General features: G+C 36.2%; 19 protein-coding genes and 1 pseudogene. 16 read left to right on the top strand and 4 right to left on the bottom strand.

Annotation, left to right across the window (positions count from 1 at the left end):
• Positions 1-51: 51 nt before the first annotated feature.
• The 3 genes from pbp2b to HBN42_RS03095 all read left to right on the top strand — a co-directional run bounded on the left by pbp2b (position 52) and on the right by HBN42_RS03095 (position 3,857).
• Positions 52-2,118: a penicillin-binding protein PBP2B gene (gene pbp2b / locus HBN42_RS03105; protein ID WP_165993765.1), complete on the top strand. Its 2,067-nt coding sequence runs from the start codon at positions 52-54 to the stop codon at positions 2,116-2,118.
• Between the two features lie 15 nt (positions 2,119-2,133).
• On the top strand, positions 2,134-2,730 hold the full coding sequence (gene recR, locus HBN42_RS03100; protein WP_165993612.1) for a recombination mediator RecR: 597 nt from the start codon (positions 2,134-2,136) through the stop codon (positions 2,728-2,730).
• An 80-nt stretch (positions 2,731-2,810) separates the two neighbouring features.
• Complete coding sequence (locus HBN42_RS03095; RefSeq protein ID WP_165993611.1) at positions 2,811-3,857, top strand: D-alanine--D-alanine ligase; 1,047 nt, start codon at positions 2,811-2,813, stop codon at positions 3,855-3,857.
• Between the two features lie 43 nt (positions 3,858-3,900).
• On the opposite strand, the gene HBN42_RS03090 is transcribed toward HBN42_RS03095, so the two are convergent.
• Entirely contained in the window at positions 3,901-4,461 is a 561-nt protein-coding gene (locus tag HBN42_RS03090; protein WP_165993610.1) for a folate family ECF transporter S component, read from the bottom strand.
• Between the two features lie 245 nt (positions 4,462-4,706).
• On the opposite strand from HBN42_RS03090, the gene HBN42_RS03085 reads away from it, so the two are divergent.
• The 6 genes from HBN42_RS03085 (at position 4,707) to HBN42_RS03060 (ending at position 13,474) form a co-directional block, all read left to right on the top strand.
• Complete coding sequence (locus HBN42_RS03085; protein WP_165993609.1) at positions 4,707-6,080, top strand: UDP-N-acetylmuramoyl-tripeptide--D-alanyl-D-alanine ligase; 1,374 nt, start codon at positions 4,707-4,709, stop codon at positions 6,078-6,080.
• Positions 6,081-6,160: 80 nt separating this feature from the next.
• Complete coding sequence (locus HBN42_RS03080) at positions 6,161-6,883, top strand: TMEM164-related integral membrane acyltransferase (protein WP_328804318.1); 723 nt, start codon at positions 6,161-6,163, stop codon at positions 6,881-6,883.
• Between the two features lie 131 nt (positions 6,884-7,014).
• Positions 7,015-8,559: a peptide chain release factor 3 gene (locus tag HBN42_RS03075; RefSeq protein WP_165993608.1), complete on the top strand. Its 1,545-nt coding sequence runs from the start codon at positions 7,015-7,017 to the stop codon at positions 8,557-8,559.
• Positions 8,560-8,734: 175 nt separating this feature from the next.
• A complete protein-coding gene (locus HBN42_RS03070; RefSeq protein WP_165993607.1) occupies positions 8,735-9,430 on the top strand; it encodes a DUF6287 domain-containing protein in 696 nt (231 codons plus the stop codon).
• Positions 9,431-9,747: 317 nt separating this feature from the next.
• Positions 9,748-11,349, top strand: a complete 1,602-nt coding sequence (gene cshA, locus HBN42_RS03065) for a degradosome RNA helicase CshA (RefSeq protein WP_165993606.1) — start codon at positions 9,748-9,750, stop codon at positions 11,347-11,349.
• A 121-nt stretch (positions 11,350-11,470) separates the two neighbouring features.
• Complete coding sequence (locus HBN42_RS03060; RefSeq protein ID WP_165993605.1) at positions 11,471-13,474, top strand: KUP/HAK/KT family potassium transporter; 2,004 nt, start codon at positions 11,471-11,473, stop codon at positions 13,472-13,474.
• Between the two features lie 17 nt (positions 13,475-13,491).
• On the opposite strand, the gene HBN42_RS03055 is transcribed toward HBN42_RS03060, so the two are convergent.
• A complete protein-coding gene (locus tag HBN42_RS03055; protein ID WP_165993604.1) occupies positions 13,492-13,764 on the bottom strand; it encodes a GIY-YIG nuclease family protein in 273 nt (90 codons plus the stop codon).
• 91 nt (positions 13,765-13,855) lie between these two features.
• On the bottom strand, positions 13,856-14,611 hold the full coding sequence (locus tag HBN42_RS03050) for a tRNA1(Val) (adenine(37)-N6)-methyltransferase (RefSeq protein WP_165993603.1): 756 nt from the start codon (positions 14,609-14,611) through the stop codon (positions 13,856-13,858).
• A gap of 127 nt (positions 14,612-14,738) precedes the next feature.
• Between HBN42_RS03050 and HBN42_RS03045 the strand changes: the two genes are divergently transcribed.
• The 7 genes and pseudogenes from HBN42_RS03045 (at position 14,739) to HBN42_RS03015 (ending at position 23,155) form a co-directional block, all read left to right on the top strand.
• Positions 14,739-15,479 carry a lysophospholipid acyltransferase family protein gene (locus HBN42_RS03045; protein WP_165993602.1) on the top strand — a complete coding sequence of 247 codons (741 nt, stop codon included), beginning with the start codon at positions 14,739-14,741 and terminating at the stop codon, positions 15,477-15,479.
• Positions 15,480-15,938: 459 nt separating this feature from the next.
• Positions 15,939-16,555, top strand: a pseudogene (locus tag HBN42_RS03040) (DUF6037 family protein).
• Between the two features lie 665 nt (positions 16,556-17,220).
• A complete protein-coding gene (locus tag HBN42_RS03035) occupies positions 17,221-17,889 on the top strand; it encodes a helix-hairpin-helix domain-containing protein (RefSeq protein WP_165993600.1) in 669 nt (222 codons plus the stop codon).
• A complete protein-coding gene (locus HBN42_RS03030) occupies positions 17,870-20,113 on the top strand; it encodes a DNA internalization-related competence protein ComEC/Rec2 (RefSeq protein WP_165993598.1) in 2,244 nt (747 codons plus the stop codon). Before HBN42_RS03035 ends, HBN42_RS03030 begins: the two co-directional genes overlap by 20 nt.
• Before the next feature lie 55 nt (positions 20,114-20,168).
• On the top strand, positions 20,169-21,203 hold the full coding sequence (holA, locus tag HBN42_RS03025) for a DNA polymerase III subunit delta (protein WP_165993596.1): 1,035 nt from the start codon (positions 20,169-20,171) through the stop codon (positions 21,201-21,203).
• Positions 21,204-21,306: 103 nt separating this feature from the next.
• On the top strand, positions 21,307-21,915 hold the full coding sequence (sodA, locus tag HBN42_RS03020) for a superoxide dismutase SodA (RefSeq protein ID WP_165993594.1): 609 nt from the start codon (positions 21,307-21,309) through the stop codon (positions 21,913-21,915).
• Between the two features lie 166 nt (positions 21,916-22,081).
• Entirely contained in the window at positions 22,082-23,155 is a 1,074-nt protein-coding gene (locus HBN42_RS03015; RefSeq protein WP_165993592.1) for a serine hydrolase, read from the top strand.
• A gap of 90 nt (positions 23,156-23,245) precedes the next feature.
• Here HBN42_RS03015 and HBN42_RS10295 read toward each other — a convergent pair whose 3' ends face one another.
• Positions 23,246-23,776 (bottom strand): IS3 family transposase, encoded by a 531-nt coding sequence (locus HBN42_RS10295; RefSeq protein WP_413251924.1) that lies wholly within the window; start codon positions 23,774-23,776, stop codon positions 23,246-23,248.

Here is a 23,776-nt window from a genome sequence, read left to right as displayed (position 1 = left end):
ATATTTTATGTTAAAATAATAAGCGTAGTTTTATTAAGGGAGGTATGAAAAATCAAAGACAAAAAAGAAACTCATTTCATTAATAAGAAACAAGCAAACATCCCACATCGGATACTTTTTCTTTTTTTCATTATCGTCCTTTTATTTATTACCCTCATCTTGCGTCTAGCGCAAATGCAAATAAAAGATAAGGCTTTTTATGATGCCAAGCTAAAGTCTTCAACCATTTATAAGATCAAAAGTTCTAATCCCAGAGGTATGATCTTTGATCAAAGAGGAAAGCTACTAGTCTCTAATGATATTAAGGACGTGGTTTCCTATACCAGAAGTCCCAAAGATAGAGCAAAGGATATTAAAAAGTTAGCTCAAAAATTAGAACATTACGTGACCTACTCAAGTGCAAAGCCAAGTAACCGAGCTAAAAAAGATTATTTTCTGGCTGAACCAGAAACCTATGCCAAGGTTGTCAAGTCTCTTCCTAAAAAGGAGCGTTTTGATTCCTATGGCAATAATTTACCAGAATCTAAGGCCTACAAACATGTTGTAAATGCTGTCAAAGACAGTGATATCAAGTATTCAAAAGAAGAAGAGAAAGTCATTTCAATCTTTAACCAAATGAATGCGGCAGCAACCTTCAATACTGTCAATTTAAGGACAGAACCCCTTACAGACAAAGAAATTGCTTACTTAACTGCCAATAAATCAAAATTACCAGGTATTTCTGTGGACTCAGATTGGGACAGGAAAATGGAAGATCCTAGTTTGTCTTCTATTATTGGAAAGGTTTCTAGTAGAGAAGCTGGTCTGCCCCAAGAAGAAGCTGCAAACTTTATTAAAAAAGGTTACTCTTTAGATGATCGCGTTGGAACCTCTTATTTGGAGAAAGAATATGAAAAAGAACTCCAAGGAAAACACGAAATCAGAGAAATTAAAACCAATAAAAATGGCAAAATCATCTCTGATAAGATCACTCATAAAGGTGACAGAGGAAATAACCTCAAGCTGACCATATCCAGTGATTTTCAAAAAGGTGTAGATAAAATTATAAAAGATTACTTCCAATCAGAACTCTCACAAGGAAAGGCTAATTATTCGGAAGGGGTTTATGCTGTAGCTATGAATCCTAAGACTGGAGCTATCCTTGCTTTGTCTGGCCTATCAAGAGACAGTGACACGGGAAATCTGGAAAAAAATGCCTTGGGAACCCTGACAAATGTCTTTACCCCAGGGTCAGTAGTCAAGGGTGGAACCCTAGCTGCAGGCTGGCAAGCTGGTGTCATTTCAGGAAATCAGGTACTGACAGACCAACCAATCCAGTTTGGCAATTCCAAACCTATTAATTCTTGGTTTACGGCTGGTCAACAAAACATCACAGCTACCCAAGCCCTAGAGTATTCTTCTAATACTTACATGGTGCAGGTTGCCCTGAAGATGATGGGACAAGACTATCATGTCGGCATGTCCTTGATGACTGATGGCATGAAGAAGACCATGGAGAAATTAAGGGCAGCCTATGCTGAATTTGGTTTGGGGGCAGCAACGGGAATTGATCTGCCAGGAGAGTCAACTGGTTTTTTAACCAAGGACTTTACAGTCTCAAATGTTATCACAGAAGCCTTTGGTCAGTTTGATAACTATACAACACTGCAACTAGCTCAGTATGCTTCAACAGTTGCTAACAATGGAAAACGTGTGGCACCTCGCATTGTGGATAGTATCTATAAAAACGATGGAAGCAATGCCTTAGGTAAAGAAGAGAAGGCCATTAAGCCTAAAGTCTTAAATAAGGTCAATATAAAAGACGAAGAGCTAGCCATCATCCAAAACGGTTTTTACCAGGTGGTTAATAGCTCAAGTCCCTATGCAACAGGTAAAGGCCTAGCAGGCTCACCTATTGAAATCAGTGCCAAAACAGGTACGGCAGAAACCTATGCCAAGGATAAAAATGGTCAAACCGTGGCGACTTTTAATTTGAACCTTGTTGCCTATGGCCCAAGTAGTGACCCTCAAATAGCGGTTGCCATTATGTATCCCCATGCTAGTGATGCACTATCAAAATCACATCAGTATATGGCTCGAGATATCATTAATCTGTATATGTCATCAAAAGCCAATTAACAAAAGGAGAAATGTGTGTTATATCCCACCCCAATAGCTAAATTAATTGAGAGTTATTCCAAGCTACCTGGAATCGGCCTTAAAACAGCAACGCGCTTAGCCTTTTACACAATAGGTATGACTGATGAGGATGTCAATGATTTTGCTAAAAATTTATTAGCAGCCAAAAGGGAACTAAGCTATTGTTCCATATGTGGTAATCTAACCGATGAAGATCCCTGCTCCATCTGTAAAGATCAGACTAGGGACAAGAGCCAGATCCTTGTGGTTGAAGATGCCAAGGATGTCTCTGCCATGGAAAAAATCCAGGAGTATCATGGCTATTACCATGTTCTCCATGGCTTGATTTCTCCAATGAATGGAGTTGGCCCAGATGATATTAACTTAAAAAGCTTAATTACCAGGTTGATGGACAGTGAAATTAGTGAAGTCATTATTGCGACCAATGCTACAGCAGATGGCGAAGCAACCTCCATGTATATTTCCAGAGTACTAAAACCTGCTGGAATCAAGGTCACTCGTTTGGCCAGAGGCCTTGCTGTCGGTTCAGACATTGAATATGCTGATGAAGTCACTCTTCTTAGAGCCATTGAAAATAGAACAGAGCTCTAAGGTCAGAAAAGAAGAGTTTTTGAAAAGTATTCTTATTTTTGTTATAATTAATAGAAATTCAATTCAGATAGGAAAAAGAAATGACTAAACAAACACTAGTATTACTATATGGTGGCCGATCAGCGGAGAGAGAAGTATCAGTCCTTTCTGCTGAGAGTGTCATGAGAGCTGTAGACTATAGTAAGTTTTTTGTAAAAACTTATTTTATATCACAAAAAGGTGATTTCTATAAGACACAAGAGTTTAGTCAAAAGCCAGATATCAGTGAAAAGTTGATGACTAATAAGAGCCTTAATGAGGCTTCTCAAATAAAGCCAAGTGATATTTATGATGAGGGAGCCATTGTTTTTCCAGTCCTTCATGGTCCAATGGGAGAAGACGGTTCTATCCAAGGTTTCTTAGAAATTTTAAGAATGCCTTATGTGGGAACAAACATACTTACTTCAAGTCTTGCTATGGATAAAATCACGACAAAACGTGTCCTAGAATCTGCAGGAGTGCCTCAGGTAGCCTATACTGTCTTCATTGAAGGAGATGATTTAGAAACTTGTATCAAAGAAAGTAAGGAAACTTTGTCCTATCCTATCTTTGTTAAGCCAGCAAATATGGGCTCTTCTGTTGGTATTTCAAAAGCAGAGTCAGAAGAAGAACTACGCGCAGCCATAGAACTTGCTCTCAAGTATGATAGCCGTATCCTTATTGAACAAGGTGTCAATGCCAGAGAAATTGAGATTGGTTTATTGGGTAATGGCCAGATTAGATCAACACTGCCAGGGGAAGTTGTCAAAGAAGTTGCCTTTTATGACTATCAGGCAAAATATATTGATAACAAAATAAAGATGGCTATCCCAGCTGAGATTGATCCTCAACTGGTCACAAAAATGCGTACCTATGCTGAAAAGGCTTTTAAGGCTCTGGGTGGTTGTGGCCTATCTCGATGTGACTTTTTCCTAACAGCAGATGGTCAGATCTATTTGAATGAATTAAACACCATTCCTGGCTTCACGCAGTGGTCAATGTTTCCCCTACTTTGGGAAAATATGGGTCTAAGTTACTCAGAACTGATTGAAGAACTAGCTAATTTGGGCATGAAAATGTTTGAAAAACGAGAAGAACATCTTATTTAAATATAAACAAAGAAGGCAGAGTGGAATTGACACTCTACCTTTTTTATTTAAGTTTGGTTAATTTTTTTAATTCTGGAATTTTTTGTAAAGGGGGGAAGACTAACATGCTTACAATGATCCTCAGTGGTATTTCAAAAACTTTCAACCAGCGTCCAGCTATAAATTGAGTCCAGAAAGGTACACCATAGTATATTTGAATCAAGAGTGGTGTAATGGTAAAGGTTCCAATAGTCATTATGACGATAGTTGCCAGGCTAAGGTGCAGCCAATCCTTCTTATTAGAAATAGAAAGAGGATGATTATAGAAGAAAAAGCCGTAGAAAAATCCTTGAATGGCTTCCATTACTGTCCACCAGATAATAAAGTTACCTGAGCCGCTTGAGAGATTGTCCACAATATCTATAAGTCCAAGTGAAATAAATCCCCAAAAAGGTCCAGCAATCATGCCAATGACACTATTAGTAATAAAAGTAAAACTGATAACCAGTTGTTGTGGTATGACTGGGATTGACAATTTACTGATAATGTTTGTTAAGGCAATCAACATGGCCAATGTTACCAGTCTTTGTACTGTTAATTTCGGATGCTTGAAAAAAGTTGTCATTTTTGCTCCTTTGAATTTGCAGGGAACGGTTAGGTAAATAACAGTAGATGCAATGAATTACTATGTTTAGAGCTTTCTTAGCTGATGTCATCTCGTCCACTCTGTTTAGAATTAACGGTATAGGCCCTTAACTCGGGAAAATTATAACACAAAAAGGAGGGCTTGCAAATGAGCGTTCTTAAGTTTAAAATTGTGTTATAATAGGTAGAAAGTACATGAACTACTGAGTTAAGAAGGAAAAAGAAATGAAATTATCTTTGTATGAAGTCGCAAAAGTAGTGGAGGCACAGAATTCAATCTCAGAATTCGACGACGTTCCTCTGAAACAGATCGAATTTGATAGCCGCAAAATAGAAAAAGGCGATCTTTTTTTACCCCTCAAAGGGGCTAGAGATGGTCATGATTTTATTGAGACTGCTTTTGAAAATGGTGCAGTAGCTACCTTTTCTGAGAAGGAAATCAGTGGTCATCCCTATATCTTAGTTGACGACTGCTTACTTGCATTTCAAAAATTAGCCCACTACTATATTGAAAAAATGCGTATTGATGTCATCGCAGTGACTGGTTCAAATGGTAAGACAAGTACAAAGGACATGATAGAAGCAGTGCTTGCAACCACCTACAAGACCTACAAAACGCAAGGCAATTACAACAATGAAATTGGCCTACCTTATACAGTCTTACATATGCCTGATGATACTGAGAAAATTGTCCTAGAAATGGGACAAGATCATATGGGAGACATTCACTTGCTGTCAGAGATTGCCCGTCCTCATATTGCCGTATTAACATTAGTAGGGGAAGCTCATTTAGAATTCTTTGGTTCCAGAGAAAAAATAGCCCAAGGCAAGATACAGATTGTTGATGGTATGGATTCACATGGTATCTTAATTGCTCCGGGTGATCCCATCATTGATCCTTATCTACCAGAGAATCAAATGGTGATTCGTTTTGGAGAAAATCAGGAGATATTTGTCAATTCTATTCAAGAAGAAAAGACGTCTTTGACCTTCACAACAAATATACTAGAGGGTCCAGTGACCTTGCCCCTGTCTGGCAAATACAATGCTACAAATGCCATGGTTGCTGCCTATGTTGGTAAACTATTAGCCGTAGCTGATGAAGATATCATTGAAGCCTTAGAAAATGTCAAACTCAGTAAGAACCGTACAGAGTGGAAAAAGGCTAAGAATGGCGCAGATATTCTTTCAGATGTTTACAATGCCAATCCTACAGCCACTCGTCTGATTTTGGAAACTTTCTCTGATATTCCTTTAAATGAAGCTGGGAAAAAACTTGTCTTACTTGCCGATATGAAAGAATTAGGAGAAAGTTCCGTTTCTCTTCATTCAGACTTACTGGCAAACTTGGATCCTCAACTGATTGACCATGCCATTTTTTATGGTCAGGATATTGAAGAACTATCACAACTAGCAGGACAAATCTATCCAGCTGGTAAGGTTGCCTTCTTTAAGAAGGATCAAGAGGTTGATCAAATGGCAGAGATGGGTGCTTACTTGCAGAGTATCCTTAAACCAGAAGATCAAATTCTCTTAAAGGGAAGTAATTCCATGAATTTGGACCATATTGTGAACTTATTGACTGGTGACCAGCATTAATACCATCCATGAATAGTTGTTATTGTGATTTTTTCACCTTAGATCTTGTCTACTGATATGGGTTAGGGTATAATTAAAAAATGATGACTCAACTATTTATGGATTTTTTTGCGCTCAAAGAAAGTGGACTACCCTTTGTCCCTCCCTTCTTTTATTTTTTATTTATAATGTTAGCGCCAATTTTGATACTTTTAACTCTTAACTACTACAAATCTCCCTCTTATAGGCGATTTTTCCTATTTCTTCAATTTTCACAATTGGTGACTTTATATGGATGGTATTTTCTAAGAGGTTTTCCTTTACAGGAGTCCCTACCCTTATACCACTGTCGCATTGCTATGCTGGTAATTTTTCTCCTACCAGATAAAATGAGGTTAAAACAGCTTTTTATGTTGTTAGGTGTGGTTGGACCAATACTAGCTTTATTCTCACCAGATCTTTATCCCTATCCTTTTTTACATGCAAGTAATATGGCTTTTTATCTTGGACACTACGCTCTCTTGGTCAATGCCTTGATTTACTTACTAAGATATTATGATAGCAGCCTGTCTTCTATGGATTTTTCTTTAAAAGCATTTTCCTTTTTAAATCTCTTTTTGATTGTGGTTGATTTGTTGACAAAAGGGAATTATGGTTTTCTTATAGAAACTCCTCTTTTACACACTCATAACTTGGTCTTTAACTTCATAGTGGTGACCTTTGCCATAGTCCTTTTGATTCGTTTTGTTGAAATGATCCTTCTTAGATGGACACTGGATCAAAACCAAGAAAGTGCAGCCCTGTCTAATAGCAAAGATTGCTAAAGCTTACAAAATTAGCTATAATAAAAAGAGCACCTGAGTCAGTTGGCTCTTTTTGTATGGAGAAAAACAATGTAAAAAGAATTATAATAGAACTACTGTGAATGAAGTGCAAAATGACCAAGGAAGAAACTATGTCTATTAAAGAAGAAATTAAAAAAAGAAGAACCTTTGCTATTATTAGTCACCCTGACGCTGGTAAAACAACTATTACTGAGCAGCTCCTGTATTTTGGTGGAGAAATTCGTGAGGCTGGTACGGTCAAAGGGAAAAAAACAGGAACCTTTGCTAAGTCCGATTGGATGGATATTGAAAAGCAAAGGGGGATTTCAGTAACCTCATCAGTTATGCAATTTGATTATGCTGGAAAACGTATCAATATTTTAGATACTCCAGGGCATGAGGATTTTTCTGAAGATACCTATCGGACCCTAATGGCCGTAGATGCTGCAGTTATGGTGGTCGATTCAGCTAAGGGTATTGAAGCACAAACCAAGAAATTATTTGAAGTTGTAAAACATCGTAACATTCCAGTCTTTACCTTTATTAACAAACTTGACCGAGATGGTAGAGAGCCCTTGGAATTGCTAGAGGAATTAGAAAACGTTTTAGGAATAGCTTCCTATCCAATGAACTGGCCAATTGGTATGGGAAGGGCTTTTGAAGGTTTATTTGATTTACATAATAAACGTTTAGAACTTTATAAGGGAGATCAACGTTTTGCAGATTTAGAAGAAGGCAAGCAGCTTTTTGCTAATAATCCTTTCTATGAGCAAGCACTGGAAGATATTGAACTGCTCGAAGAAGCTGGCAATGATTTCTCTGAAGAAGCTATTCTAGAGGGAAATCTGACACCTGTTTTCTTTGGTTCAGCCTTAACCAACTTTGGAGTTCAGACCTTCCTAGATACCTTTTCACAGTTTGCCCCAGAGCCTCATGGACATAAGACAACTGAGGATCAGATCATTGATCCTCTTGCAAAAGATTTTTCAGGCTTTGTCTTTAAGATTCAGGCTAACATGGATCCACGCCATCGTGATCGTATCGCTTTTGTCCGCATAGTGTCTGGAGAATTTGAAAAGGGAATATCGGTTAACCTCCCACGTACAGGAAAATCTGCTAAATTATCAAATGTCACACAGTTTATGGCTGAATCACGTGAAAATGTGCAAAATGCAGTAGCAGGTGATATTATTGGTGTTTATGATACAGGAACTTATCAGGTGGGTGACACCTTGACAGTTGGGAAAAACAAGTTTGAATTTGAACCCCTACCAACCTTCACCCCAGAAATTTTTATGAAGGTTTCTGCCAAAAATGTTATGAAACAAAAGTCATTCCATAAGGGAATTGAACAGCTTGTTCAAGAAGGTGCCATCCAACTTTATAAAAACTATCAGACAGGCGAATATATGCTGGGAGCTGTAGGACAGCTTCAGTTTGAAGTCTTTAAACATCGCATGGAAGGTGAATATAATGCAGAAGTTGTTATGACGCCCATGGGTAAAAAAACGGTTCGTTGGATTAGTCAAGAAGACTTGGATCAAAAGATGTCTTCAAGCCGAAATATCTTAGCCAAAGATCGTCATGATCAACCAGTCTTTCTCTTTGAGAACGATTTTGCCTTACGTTGGTTTGCAGATAAATACCCTCACGTTAAATTAGAAGAGAAAATGTAATTTTTTAAGAAGATGTGCTCATTCCTTACAACAAGAGAGTTAAGGGATGAGTTTTTTTTAATAGAGTCATAAATGTCTTTTTGATTACTTTATATTACAAAAATGTAACAAAAGTATTGCGTTTATGTTTTAAAATGTTATAATAAATAATGTAATTATTAAAGGAGATCATATTATGAAAAAGAAAGTTACTCTTACCCTCTTGCTATTATTAGCACTTTCGTCACTTATTTTCTTTATTAACTCTTATAACCATCATCATCAGAATTCTGAGAAATCAGAGTTTTTGAAGCAGTCTTCTTCAGATAAAGAAAGTCAGAAGAAAACAAAGGCAGATGATAAAGTTGTAGCTTCTAAGAGAAAAAGTAGAGCAAAAGAAAGCAGTATCCAACCTTCTCAAGATTTATCCCAAAATGCCAACAGCAAAAATCAAGATCAAGCTCAAAAAGAAGCAGGAGCTAGCGCTGCCACTGAAAAAGCAGGAGCAAATAAAGAGTCTACAAATGAGTCAGCAAGTCCTCAGTTGACTGCCTTATATCAGAGTGATTTTTCAAGTCTAGCTGGAAAATGGAAGAATGACCTGGGTGAAACCATGGATATTACTGCTAATGGTAATATAAAATACACAAGCAAGGAAGGATCTGTATCTGAATTAGGTCTGTATCAGACTGACAACCCAGCTAAGAGCTTCTTTTATGCTAGCATAAGTGCACCTGTAAAAGAAGAAGGAAAAGCCTATAGCGCAGCTGCCTTCATTTATATTCCAGCTGGTAATCTCTATGAAATCAATAATAGTGTTAGTCAGCAGGACAGACTTATGGTAGGTCAAAGTGCTGAAATGGAGAATCATCCTTTCTTAAGAGCCCAATAAAAACGCTAGTAAATTATTCCACTAGTTTTTTCGTTGACAGTGATCTCTAGGATACTAAGGTAAGGTTACTAGCAAGCTTACTGTCTTCACGGGCTGATTCTTCCTACTTACTTGGGGCCTGGCTTGGCCTATTCTTTAGAGGGAAAAGGTTTTATCTTATCATTTATATCTTCTCTCTTAATATAAAAACCCTTTCATAAGATAATTCCTATCTTTTTAATTTAATTTATGTTACACTAGTCTAGTTGTTAATTTAACGACAGAACTATAAGGCTTATAAGGCAGCTTCGCACTGCTTTTTTAGAAAAGAGAAACATTTGAAATTTACAGAATTTAACTTATCAGAAGACATCCTATCTGCTGTTGTCACAGCAGGATTTGAGAAAGCATCTCCTATTCAGGAAATGACTATTCCATTAGCATTAGAGGGTAAGGATGTCATTGGACAGGCACAAACTGGTACTGGTAAAACAGCAGCCTTTGGACTTCCAACCTTGAATAAGATCCGTACCAATGATAATATTATTCAAGCATTAGTTATTGCACCTACACGTGAATTGGCTGTTCAAAGTCAAGAGGAACTATTCCGTTTTGGCCGTGATAAGGGTGTAAAGGTCCGCTCAGTATTTGGTGGATCAAGCATTGATAAACAAATAAAAGCTTTAAAATCAGGTGCCCATATTGTTGTTGGGACGCCAGGACGCTTACTAGATTTAATTAAACGCAAAGCTTTAAAATTAGAACAGGTTGAAACCCTTATTCTTGATGAAGCAGATGAAATGCTTAACATGGGATTTTTGGAAGATATTGAAGCAATCATTAGTCAAGTACCTTCCCAACGTCAAACCCTTTTATTTTCAGCGACAATGCCAGCGCCAATTAAACAGATTGGTGTTAAGTTCATGAAAGATCCTGAACATGTCCAAATTAAAAATAAAGAACTGACAAATGTGAATGTTGAACAATATTACGTTCGCGTTAAAGAACATGAAAAATTTGATACCATGACACGCTTCATGGATGTTATGCAACCAGAACTTTCTATTGTTTTTGGTCGTACGAAACGTCGTGTTGATGAAATTACACGTGGGCTTAAGTTACGTGGTTACCGAGCTGAAGGGATCCATGGAGACTTAGATCAGAATAAACGTCTTCGTGTTATTCGCGATTTTAAGAGTGATCAGATTGATATCTTAGTTGCAACAGACGTTGCAGCGCGTGGTTTAGATATTTCTGGCGTGACCCATGTTTATAACTACGATATCACACAAGATCCAGAAAGCTACGTTCACCGTATCGGACGTACAGGACGTGCTGGTAAATCAGGAGAGTCTATCACCTTTGTTTCTCCTAATGAAATGGGTTACCTTTCAATGATTGAAACCCTCACTAAGAAACAAATGAAACCTCTTAAGCCAGCAACAGCAGAAGAAGCTTTCCAAGCTAAGAAAAAAGTGGCTCTTAAGAAAATTGAGCGTGATTTTGCAGATGATTCTATCCGTTCAAACTTTGATAAGTTCAAAGGTGATGCTGTGCAACTTGCTTCTGAATTTACACCAGAAGAGTTGGCCTTATATATTCTAAGTTTAACTGTTCAAGACCCTGCTTCTTTACCAGAAGTTGAGATTGCGCGTGAAAAACCACTTCCATTTAAGTATGTTGGTGGAGGACACGGTAACAAAAAAGGTAAAGGCGGCCGTAGTCGTGATAACCGCAGTCGTGGTGGCCGTGAAGGTGATCGTCGTGGCGGAGGCTATCGTGGAAAACGTGAAGACCGTCGTGGGGATAAACGTGAAGACCGTGGTGGTAGCCATGATTTTAAACGTAAAGCAAAACGAAACGCTAAAGAATTTTTTAATAAGGAAAAGAAATCTGGCCATAAGGACGCAGGCTTTGTGATCCGTCATAAAGGTGAATAGATTGTAGAAAAGAATTGAAAATTGATTCAATTCTTTTTCTTGTTTTCTTTTTAAAGTTTAATCTGTTATAATGGTGTCAGCCATTTTTGGTATTTTTAATAATTATAGGAGGAAGATTGGGATGTCTAATGCCAATCACTCGTCTTTTGATAAAGCAACAAAAGCGGGGTTTATTATAGCGCTGGGTATTGTTTATGGAGATATTGGAACGAGCCCGCTCTACACCATGCAGTCCTTGGTTGAGAACCAAGGTGGTCTCTCACAAATCTCTGAGACTTTCATTTTAGGGTCTGTTTCTTTGATTTTTTGGACCTTAACTTTAATCACTTCGATAAAGTATGTTTGGATAGCCTTAAAAGCAGATAATCACCATGAAGGTGGTATTTTTTCACTTTATACGCTGGTTCGGAAAATGTCGAAATGGTTAATGATTCCTGCTATGATAGGAGGAGCGACTTTACTATCAGATGGGGCTTTGACGCCTGCAGTAACAGTTACAACAGCCATTGAAGGCTTAAAGGCTGTCCCTGGTATTAGTCAGATTTATCAGAATCAAACCAATGTTATCATCACCACTTTGCTCATTCTTCTGACCTTATTTAGCATTCAACGTTTCGGAACAGGCTTTATTGGAAAGCTTTTTGGACCTGTCATGATGCTTTGGTTTTCCTTTCTTGGTCTAAGTGGTTTACTTAATAGTATGGGTCATCTTGAAATTTTCAAGGCCATCAATCCCTATTATGCCATTCGTCTCTTGTTTAGCCCAGAAAACCAAAGGGGTATCTTTATCTTAGGTTCAATCTTCCTAGCAACGACTGGTGCAGAAGCCCTTTATTCGGACTTGGGGCATGTTGGCCGGGGAAACATTTATATGAGCTGGCCCTTCGTTAAAGTTTGTATTGTGCTCTCCTACTGTGGTCAAGGAGCCTGGGTTCTTGCCAATAAGAACAGTGGCTTACATCTCAATCCTTTCTTTGCAAGTATTCCTGAGAATCTTAGAGTTTATACCGTTATTCTGGCTACACTTGCTGCTATTATTGCATCTCAAGCCCTTATTACAGGTTCATTTACCTTAGTAGCAGAGGCCATGCGCCTTAAGATTTTCCCACTCTTTAGGGTAACCTATCCTGGTGCTAACCTAGGGCAACTTTATATTCCTGTGATTAATTGGGTACTCTTTTTGGTCACTTCCTGTACAGTTCTTTATTTTAGAAATTCAGAACATATGGAAGCAGCCTATGGTTTAGCCATTACCATTACGATGTTAATGACGACTATCTTGTTGAATTATTATCTGATTAAAGAAGGTATGCATTCGATCCTGGCTCATCTGATCATGTCCTTTTTTGCCCTGATTGAATTTATCTTCTTCTGGGCCTCAGCAGTTAAGTTTTTACATGGTGGTTATGTTGTTGTTATTTTAGCACTTGGAATTGTCTCAGTCATGTTCATATGGTATCGTGGAACAAGGATTGTATTCAAGTATGTCAAATCTCTTAATCTTTTAGATTATAGAGAACAAATCAAAGCTCTTAGAGACGACAAGGCTATTGACCTCTATCAAACCAATGTTGTTTACTTAACCAATCGTTTACAAGATAATATGATTGATAAGTCGATCCTTTATTCTATCTTAGACAAAAGGCCTAAAAGGGCTAAGGTTTATTGGTTTGTCAATGTTAAAGTAACAGATGAACCCTATACAGCCAAGTATAAGGTAGACATGATGGGAACCGACTACATGGTTAAGGTTGAACTCTTCCTTGGCTTTAGAATGCCTCAAACCGTTCCACGGTATTTACGCTCAATCGTTCAAGATTTAATGGAAAGTGGACGCTTGCCAAAACAAGAACAAGAGTATTCCATTTCTCCTGGCCGTAAGGTTGGTGACTTTCGCTTTGTTATCATTGAAGAACGTGTGTCCAATGCACGTCAACTCAATGGTTTTGAGCGCTTTATCATGCAGACAAAAGCTAGTATTAAACATTTTACAGCAACGCCGTCCCGTTGGTTTGGCCTACAGTATTCTGAGGTAACTGTGGAAGTTGTTCCTTTGATACTGTCTGACATCTTGAAGTTACCTATTAAAGAAATAAGTCTTCCTCAGAAAATGGATAATAATTAAAAACATTGAGTTATTTCTCAATGTTTTTTGTTGGTATTAAGCTCAATGTAGGCTAATTTCTGTGCACGGTTTTTTCTTTTTTTGAATAAGGCCTCAGCACTCATGGCTTCTTCTTTACTAGGAAATTCTTCAGAGTAAAGGAGTTTTACGGGCAAACGTGCTTTTGTATATTTTGCCCCTTTTCCTGCATTATGCGTTTTTAAACGCTTATCAAGGTCTGTTGTATATCCGGTGTAGAGTGTTTTATCAGCACATTCTAGGACATACATATAGGCTTTTTTATTAGTCATTTTTTAGGTGCTTTCTTAATGAGAAAAAGAAGGTGTAAGACCAAGAAAAGTCTTAAAGGAAAAGGAATTTCCTTTAAGCTTAAGAAATCTTTTAAACTTTATTTTGCCCAAAGTAGATATCAAAAATATGGTCTGTATAGTCACCATTTTCCTGATGAACAATCAATGGGGGTAATACTTTTAATCCTTCAAGGGAACCGTCTTTAATGGCTTCAACCAAGAGCATATTGGCATCTTTGCCAATTTTAGGATAGACAAATTGAAGCCGCTTAGGTGCTAAGCCGTATTTTTTCAAGAGTTCTAAGATTTCCACAAATCGATCTGGTCTGTGGACCATGGCTAAACGTCCATTGGACTTTAAGGCTTGTCTACTGATCTGACAGATTTCTTCAAGATTAGTTGTGATTTCATGACGAGCAAGTAGGTAATGTTCAGACAGATTTTTCTTAGACGTTTCTGTTGACTTAAAATATGGAGGATTGCATAGGATGAGGTCTACACCTGATCTAGGCACATAAGACAGGAGATTTTTTAAATCATCACAGTACATCCTTACCTGATCATCTAATTCATTTAAAGAAATAGAACGTTGCGCCATATCAGCCAGTCTTTCTTGGAGCTCGATTTCGATTATTTTAGCCTTGGTTTTGGTACTGGCAAATAAGCCGACTGCGCCATTACCTGAACAGATATCCACAATTAGCCCCCTAGATGGCATTTTAGGAAAGCGAGAAAGGAGGACAGAGTCAATAGAATAAGAGAAAACCTCTTTATTTTGGATAATTTTAACATCGCTGGAGAATAATTGGTCGATACGTTCGCCTGTTTTTAAGATAGTATTTGACATAAGAACATTATAACAGAATTTCTCATTTTGAGAACTAGGCTAGTCTATTAAGGAGCCAAGCTCTTTCCCTAGAGGACTTTTCATGATATAATGAGCAAGTATTTATATCGAAAAAAAGGAGAAATAAGTGTTTTATTCTTATTTACGTGGCTTGGTTGTCTTCTTATTATGGGTTGTCAATGGGAATGCTCATTATCACAATGAAGATAGGATAGTGTCTGCAGAAGACAATTATATCTTGGTTGCTCCCCATAGAACCTTTTGGGATCCTGTTTATATGGCCTTTGCTGCCAGACCCAAACAATTTATCTTTATGGCCAAGAAAGAACTCTTTAAAAACCGCTTATTTGCTTGGTGGATTAAAATGTGTGGTGCCTTTCCAATAGACCGTGAACGTCCTGGACAAGAAGCGATCAGATACCCTGTAAGTGTTTTAAAGAAAAAAGACAAGTCTTTGGTTATGTTTCCTAGTGGAAGCCGTCATTCTCAAGAGGTCAAAGGCGGGGTTGCTGTCATTGCTAAAATGGCTAAAGTGAAAATTCAACCTGCAGTTTATTGTGGCCCCTTGACTTTAAAAGGATTGATTAGCGGACAGCGCGTGGATATGAACTTTGGACAGCCTATTGATATTTCTGATATCAAAAAAATGAATGAAGAAGGCATTGAAGAAGTTGCTAGCCGCATCCAAGCTGCATTTACACAATTAGACCAGGAAATGGCTATTTATCAGCCTGGCAAGAGACGTCATCCTCTAACCTACATCTACCGTCTGCCCTTGGGCCTCATTTTAATTATCATATTACTATTAACAATGCTTTTTAGCTACCTTGCTAGTTTTGTGTGGGATCCTGATAAACATCGTAAATAAAAATTCATCAATTGATGGATTTTTATTTTGTGACTTTAAGTTCGTTTTGCTCCCAAGGTGTAAAACAAAAAACTTTAATCACGATACAATCAAGGTGCTTAAGGCAATTGTAAAGCGAAAGGAGTAAAAATATGGCACAAAAGACATATAGTTTATCATACACAAAATGAGCTTGAAATATAATAGGGATACAGAGCAAAAGCCTTAATAATTAGGGGGTGAGTACTTTATTCCTGTTTTTAATTTTTATAATCTACCATATTTTCCAGTAATGTGAATAACTATAAAAAATATATGGAAAGCTATATGTAGGAGGAAAAGCAAAGCTAAGCTTAATAAAAATACTTTGCTTACGAGATTATAGTAGTTATTGTTATAGTTCTGTATTGTATGAGGATATTTGATATAATAATATATATTTTGAAACTTATGGAGAATATAACTTGAGGAGATAGAACTATGCTAGAAAATTTAAAGCTACTAAAAAAGGATATGGAAAGGCTTGATTGGACAATATGTAGTTTTATTTTTAATTACAAAGATATTGAGTATATCATTTTAGTGAAAAGATTTGTTGGAAATGAGCTAAGAGTTGATAAATTTGCCTTAGTAAAATTACATTTTATGAGATCGAATGATTTGTCAAATGACTTAATTTGCGAAGCAAACAGTCATAGCTTGTTGATAGGTCCAAAAACTATGAGAGAATACTTTGAAATAGAATATACAGAAAATTTAGGTGATATTTTAAAACAGTTTACTGATTATTTAGGGCGTTATATCCCTGTCAGTGTTCCAGAACATATTTCTGAAGCAGAAAAAATATCTATGGTAAATTCTCTAAGCTTGAGTGATGCGGAAGATCCGAGAAAGATATATTGTAAAAATGTAAAGAGAAATACAAAGGGGAAAAAAGAAGTGAATTTAATTCAGATAAAACAAAGCTTTTAAGAAAATCATTGTTTGAACATTTCAAGGATGATAAAACTGTAAGCTTTTGTTTTTCAATATTTCCAGAAAAGGAAAATAATGATGCAGAGATATTGAGGAATTTCGCAATAAATAATGGATTATAATCAAATTGATATTCTGTTATAAAAATTTGAATTTAATTGAAGTTTGCAAATATTGGGTTATTATTTTGATGGTTGGTATTGCTTTCTTATATTTTTATCATGAAAAACGGAACCGATTCAAGAAACGTCATGCTCAGGGGGTTATGATAAAACTCGTATTATTGGATAGGGAGATTCTGCAATTTATACAACTAATGGACACTTACCTTATCGACTTCAGTATGTTAAATTGGCAGATGATAAAGGAGACTACTTTAACTCTGAAGCTATTCAGATACAAAACTTCAAGAAAATATGTCCTTTTGGATATTATCTGAATGTGCTTATAGATCCGCAAAATCCAGGGAATTATAAGCTACTACTTAATAAATAAATTTTAAGAGGAACTTCATATTAAACCTTCTTATAAAATAGAGGAGTAAAAAATAGTCAAATTACAGTATGTTGAACTGAATCTAATAATAATAAAATCAAAGACGATAGAAAAATTTAAATCTATCGTCTTTTTGTATAAAGAAACCCCGTGTTGGATACGAGGTTCAATGAGGAACTGCTTTGCCTTTTATCATCAATCCATAAATTTCTTTATGACCGATTGGCTATTTTTGCTACTTATTTTTTTATTTTTGAAAACTTTTTTCGAATAAACTAGTGAGGTAGATTTTATGGAAGATAAACTAGTATATTTGAAAAAATTGATTACTGACAAGATGGGTCGCAGTCGTCTCATAACCCTTCTTTTATTATTAGGTCTTTTACTGGTTGCTTATCTGATTTTTTGGGGATATAGTGATAAAAAAGCAGAGTCTGAACAGCTGGTAAATCTAGCAAAAGAAGAGCAAGTCATCAGTAAAGCTGAAACAAGCTCATCAACTTCAGAAGTTGGTAGTGGACAAGAAATAGTCGTTGATCTTAAGGGGGCGGTTAAACAGGAAGGTGTTTATCATCTAGAGGCAGGTAGCCGTGTTACTGATCTTATAAAGCTGGCCGGCGGCTTGAAGGAAGAAGCTGATAAAGATGCCTTGAATTTAGCCCAGAAGCTGAGTGATGAAGCCCTTATTTATGTGGCCAAAAAAGGTGAAAATAGACCTGAAAGTCCTAGTTCCTTAACTGCAGCTGGCTTAAAAGAAGAAAAGAAAGAAAAAGTTAATCTCAATAAAGCTGATTTGGAGGATCTGACAAAAATTCCTGGGGTAGGTGAAAAGCGGGCAAAAGAAATCTTGGAAAGCAGAGAGAAAATGGGAGGCTTTAAGTCTTTGGATGACCTATTGAAGATATCTGGCATAGGACAAAAAACCTTGGAAAAACTGAAAAATGATATCAGTGTGGACTAAGATAATAGCTATTCCGCCCATTCAACTGATCTACTTACTCATACTTTGTTTTTTTAGTATTTATAAACCTTCACTTTTACTTTATGTAATAGATTTGTTTTTGATTATTCAGCTATTTAAAAATCATAGCTTCAAAGATCTATTAAAGGTACTTGCCATTTTACTTGTCTTTATAGCTTATTTCACCTTTACTAAGGAGTCTCAGGAAAAGTCCTTTAATCAGCAAAGAACTGAACTTAAAGTTGTGAAACTCATTCCAGATACAATTTTTATTAATGGTGATAACCTCTCCTTTAAAGGAGAAAATGAGGGAGATAAGTTTCTACTATTTTATAAATTAAAGTCCAAAAAAGAATATCAATTTTTCAAGAAAAATAAAGATTTTTTACAAATTCAGGCTGATATCATCTTGAAAAAAGCTGATAAAGAACGAAACTTTGGGGGCTTTAACTACCAAGAACATTTGAAAAATCAGGGAATTTATAGGATAGGACATATTAAAAAAATCACTAGGCTTGATCTTGTCAAAGTCAGTCAGCTTCAGAACTATTTGTCTCAGTGGCGTCGGCAAGCTATTGTCCTATGCCAAGAAGCTTTTCCTAAGCCCATGTCTCACTATATGACAGGTTTACTATTTGGCTATTTAGATAAATCCTTTACTTCTATGACAGAAACTTATAGCCATCTGGGGATCATCCATTTATTTGCTTTGTCAGGTATGCAGGTATCATTCTTTCTCAATGGTTTTCGAAATATTTTAAAAAAAATAGGTATAGGGCAGAGCTACTTTCCCATTTGTGAATTCATTTTTTCCTTTTTTTATGCTGCTTTGACCGGCTATAGTGTTTCAGTTGTCAGGAGTTTATTGCAGAGGAATTTTTCCAATATTGGGATTAGGGGTATGACTAATTTTGCTTTTAGTTTTTTAGTGATGTTTTTTCTAGAAGCTCATTTTTTACTTACAGTTGGAGGGGTTCTTTCTTATGCTTATGCCTTTATCCTAAGTCATTTTAAGAGTCATAAAAGAGCTAAGCTAAAGGAGAAAGTCATTGAAACACTAACCTTAAGTGTAGGGATTTTACCATTTCTTATATTCTACTTTGCCAGTTTTAACCCTCTTTCAATCATCTTAACGACTCTTTTTTCACTGGTATTTGATATTTTCATGCTGCCGGTTTTAACTCTTATCTTCATTCTTTCCCCACTAGTTAAGATAAGCTTTATTAATCCAGCCTTTATCTTTTTGGAACAAATAATTGTATTTGTCGAAAAAAATTTCTCCAGTCAGCTTATCTTCGGTAGTCCTAATCTTCTTCAATTTGTCTTGCTAATAGTGACACTGACTATTTTACAGGCCACTTTTAAACAGAAAAAAACAAGGTTAGCTCTGCTATTGATCTTGAGCCTGATCTTCTATTCTATAAAAATGCCCCTCTATAATGAGGTGACAGTTGTAGACGTAGGGCAAGGTGATAGTATCCTTATTCGTGATATCTATAATAAGACTCTCCTTATTGATGTTGGGGGTCAATACCACTTTCAAGGTAGAGAAAATTGGCAAAAGAAAGAAACCGTCGCTAATGCTAAAAAGACCCTTATTCCCTATTTAAAATCAAGAGGAATAGATCAGATAGACCAATTACTTTTTACGCATACAGATACTGATCATGTGGGAGATATGGAAGAGGTGGTTAAATCTTTTAAGGTTGATCAGATTTTAATTAGTTCTGGCAGCCTGACCAATAAGGCCTTCCTCAAACGATTGGCCAAGTTAAGAGTGAGAGTTAAGGTTCTTGGTATAGGGGATAGCATTTCGATTATGGGAAGTCAATTAAAGGTGATTTATCCTTGGCTTAAAGGAGATGGTAAAAACAATGATTCCATTGTCTTATACGGGAAACTTTTAAATCAAAGATTTCTTTTTACAGGTGATTTAGAAAAAGAAGGAGAAAAAGCCCTTATTGAACGTTATCCCAAGCTAGCAGTTGATATTTTAAAGGCAGCTCATCATGGTTCAAAAGGATCTTCTACTGAATCCTTTATAGACCATGTTAAGCCTCGTATTAGCTTAATATCTGCTGGGAAAGATAATATTTACAAGCATCCTCATAAAGAGACCATTGAACGCTTCAAAAAAAGAAAGATTGTCACCTACCGTACAGACCAAAATGGGGCAATCCGCTTAAAAGGAATTAAAAAATGGCAGATAGAAACCTGTCATTGAAGCAATAAAAAAGGAATATGAGACGAATTGATAAATAAGATGTTATAATAAGGGTATGATTGCTATAGAAAAGATTGATAAAATAGAAAAAGACAATTTGCCACTTTTGACAGTTCTAACAGGAGAAGATATTGGTCAATTTAGTCACCTTAAAGAGCAGTTTATGAAAAAAATTGGCTTTGATAAGGATGACTTGACCTATTCCTATTTTGACTTGTCCGAGGTTGATTATCAAGATGCAGAAATGGACTTACTAAGCCTACCTTTTTTTGCTGACTACAAGATTGTTATCTTTGATCATTTCCAAGACATTACAACTCAGAAAAAAAATTTCTTAAAGGATACTGAATTGAAGGCCTTGGAAACTTATTTGGAAAATCCTCTAGATACAACAAGGTTGATCTTATTTGCTCCAGGTAAGCTGGATGGAAAAAGGCGTCTGGTTAAACTGTTAAAAAGAGATGGCCATATTTTAGAAGCTAATCCTTTAAAGAGTAATGAGTTGACAACTTATTTTCAAAAATATAGTCATCAGCTAAAGTTAAGCTTTGATAGTGGTGTCTTTGAAAAGCTACTGATAAAATCCAATGATGATTTTAGTCAAATGATGAAAAATTTGCTTTTTTTAAAATCTTACAAAAAAAGCGGAGTTATAGGACTTTCAGATATTGATGAAGCCATACCAAAGAGCCTTCAAGATAATATTTTTGAACTCACACGATTAGTGCTTCAAAAAAACAGCGATCAGGCCAGAGAACTGGTACATGATCTGAGGTTAACGGGTGAAGATGAGATAAAATTGATTGCTATCATGCTGGGGCAGTTTCGTTTGTTTTTGCAAATTGCCATTTTAACACAGCAAGGTAAAAATGAGCAGGTTATAATCATGTCTCTTTCAGATCTTCTAGGCAGAAAAATAAATCCTTATCAGGTTAGGTATGCCATAAAAGACTCTCGTACTCTTACTATTGACTTTTTAGAAAAGGCCCTTAAAATTTTGATTGAAACAGATTACCAGATCAAAACTGGTCTTTATGAAAAATCTTATTTGTTTGATTTAGCAATTCTTAAACTTCTCAGCTTGACCTAAAATACTTAGTATCAGCTTTCTTTTCCTATAAACAAAATAGTTGAAAGCTTTATCAAAATGCGTTACCATAAGATTATAAATAAGAGGAAAAGAGGACAAAATCATGGCTATTATTTTACCTGATCTCCCATATGCATATGATGCCTTAGAGCCACAATTTGACAAAGAAACAATGACTCTCCATCATGATAAGCATCATGCAACATATGTAGCAAAAGCCAACGAAGCACTTGAAAAACATCCTGAAATTGGTGAAAACTTAGAAGAACTACTGGCTAATGTTGATGCTATTCCATCTGATATTCGTCAAGCACTGATCAATAATGGTGGTGGTCACCTTAACCATGCTCTTTTCTGGGAGTTGCTTTCTCCTGAGAAAACAGAAGTCACTGAAGAAGTTGCCAAGGCAATTGATGAAGCCTTTGGTTCATTTGACAAGTTCAAAGAGCAATTTACAGCTGCTGCAGTAGGACGTTTTGGTTCAGGTTGGGCTTGGTTAGTCGTTAACAAAGACGGTAAACTTGAAATTACCTCAACTGCAAATCAGGACACTCCAATTTCAGAAGGTAAAAAACCAATCTTAGCACTTGATGTTTGGGAACATGCTTACTATTTGAACTACCGTAATGTACGTCCAAATTACATTAAAGCTTTCTTTGAAATTATTAACTGGAACAAGGTTGCTGAATTATACAAAGAAGCACAAGCATAATTTAAAATTAAAAATGGGAGTTTTTGGGTTAGACAAGAGTCTAGCTCTTTTTAGTATCTCTTCAATCCCTGCTTTGTAATAATATTGACATATTTTTGTAAACTATGGACATATTTACTTGATTTTTTATTAAATTGATATAAAATATAATCATAGGAGAATTAGAGTGGATAAGAAGAGAAAATCTATTAAAAAAGAGTTGTTTTTAATTAGTCTTTGTATTGGGTTTTTGGGTATTTTGATTTTTGTCGTGACAAGCTCAGCTCTTGAAAAAAATAAATTTGCTCGAGGAAATTATCTAAGCCTGGAACTTAAGAAGAAAAAGAATAAGCTTAAGGACAGTAGCAAGGAAGTAAAGGCCAAAGAAAAATCAGCCCAAGCTAAGGAGGCTGTTATGCAAGCCGATTGGGATCGAATGAATGCTTTGGGGCTTTACTATGATTATGACAAGCTTTCCTTGGTTGATACGGTAAAGGCTTATCTAGATGAATATGGTATTGATCATTCACAGATTGCTTTTTCATATAAGGACTTAGAGTCTGGGAAGACATTTTCGATGAATGAAACCCAGCCAATGACTGCAGGGAGTACCTATAAGTTGCCTCTCAATATGTTAGTGGTTGATCAAGTGTCTAAGGGTAAGCTTTCAATGGATGAAAGATATGATATTACCAATACAACTTATGAATATGAGATGGAACACAAGGCTTATGTTGGTCAATTTGCTGGAGCTATGACCATCCCTGAAATGCAGGAGTATTCCTTGGTTTATTCTGAAAACACCCCGGCCTATGCCTTGGCAGATAGACTAGGAGGTATGGACAAGGCCTTTAAACACCTAAAAAAATATGGGGAATCAAAAACCTCTATTAAGACTATTCAACGTCAAGGAAATAAGACAACAAGTGACTACTATATCCAAGTCTTAGAATATTTGTGGAAACATCAGAAAAAGTATAAAGATATACTTTATTATATTGGCGCATCCTTCCCTGATCAATATTATAAAACCTATTTACCAGACTTGGTCATTTATCAAAAGCCAGGTTATGTTCGAGAAGCTCTGAATGTTGATGCCATTGTATGTGAGAAAAGTCCATATCTTATTGCTTTATACACAGCTAATTTAGGAGGCACAAGTGAGGATACTACAGAAATCAGTCCCACAGGCTATAACCAATTGGTTGCTCTAACCTATGTAATCAATCAATGGCACCGTGTCAATCAAAATAAAGAATAAATGATAAAGTCCTAGCGACAGCTTGATTAAATTAGATTGAAGAAAGTTCCCATATGGCTCCTTTCTTTGATCTTTTTCTTTTTTTAAAAATTAACCCCTCTCTAAAAGCTGAGAATGATATGTACCCAGAATCCTGGACACATACTTATTAACTAGGCGGCCCCCATGGATGTTATCCTGTATTGTACAGGATAACATCCATTTTGTTTTTGCCTGAATTCTTTTGTTATTATAATAATCTATATACTCCTCAACAGCTCTTGAGAATTCTTCAAATGAAGAATAGTCTTTCTCATAGCCATAATACATCTCACTTTTTAACCTTCCAAAAAATGTCTCCATTATACAATTATCATAACAGTTACCTTTCCGCGACATAGACTGGATAATACCATGTTTGTGTAATGTATTTCTAAAATAAGGATGTTGGTACTGCCAGCCTTGATCAGAATGAAATATAAGACCTTCTACTGAAGGGAATTTATTAAAAGCTCTACTGAGCATTCTTCTTATCTGTTCAAGCTTAGAACTCCTGGATAAGTCATATGATATGATTTCATTTGTATTCCTATCTAAAACTGGCGATATGTAACACTTCCCCGTAAAAAATTGAACTGAGAT

The sequence above is a fragment of the Streptococcus catagoni genome (assembly GCF_011421425.1).
GTDB lineage: Bacteria > Bacillota > Bacilli > Lactobacillales > Streptococcaceae > Streptococcus > Streptococcus catagoni.
This window is presented reverse-complemented; position numbering and strand designations above follow the sequence as displayed.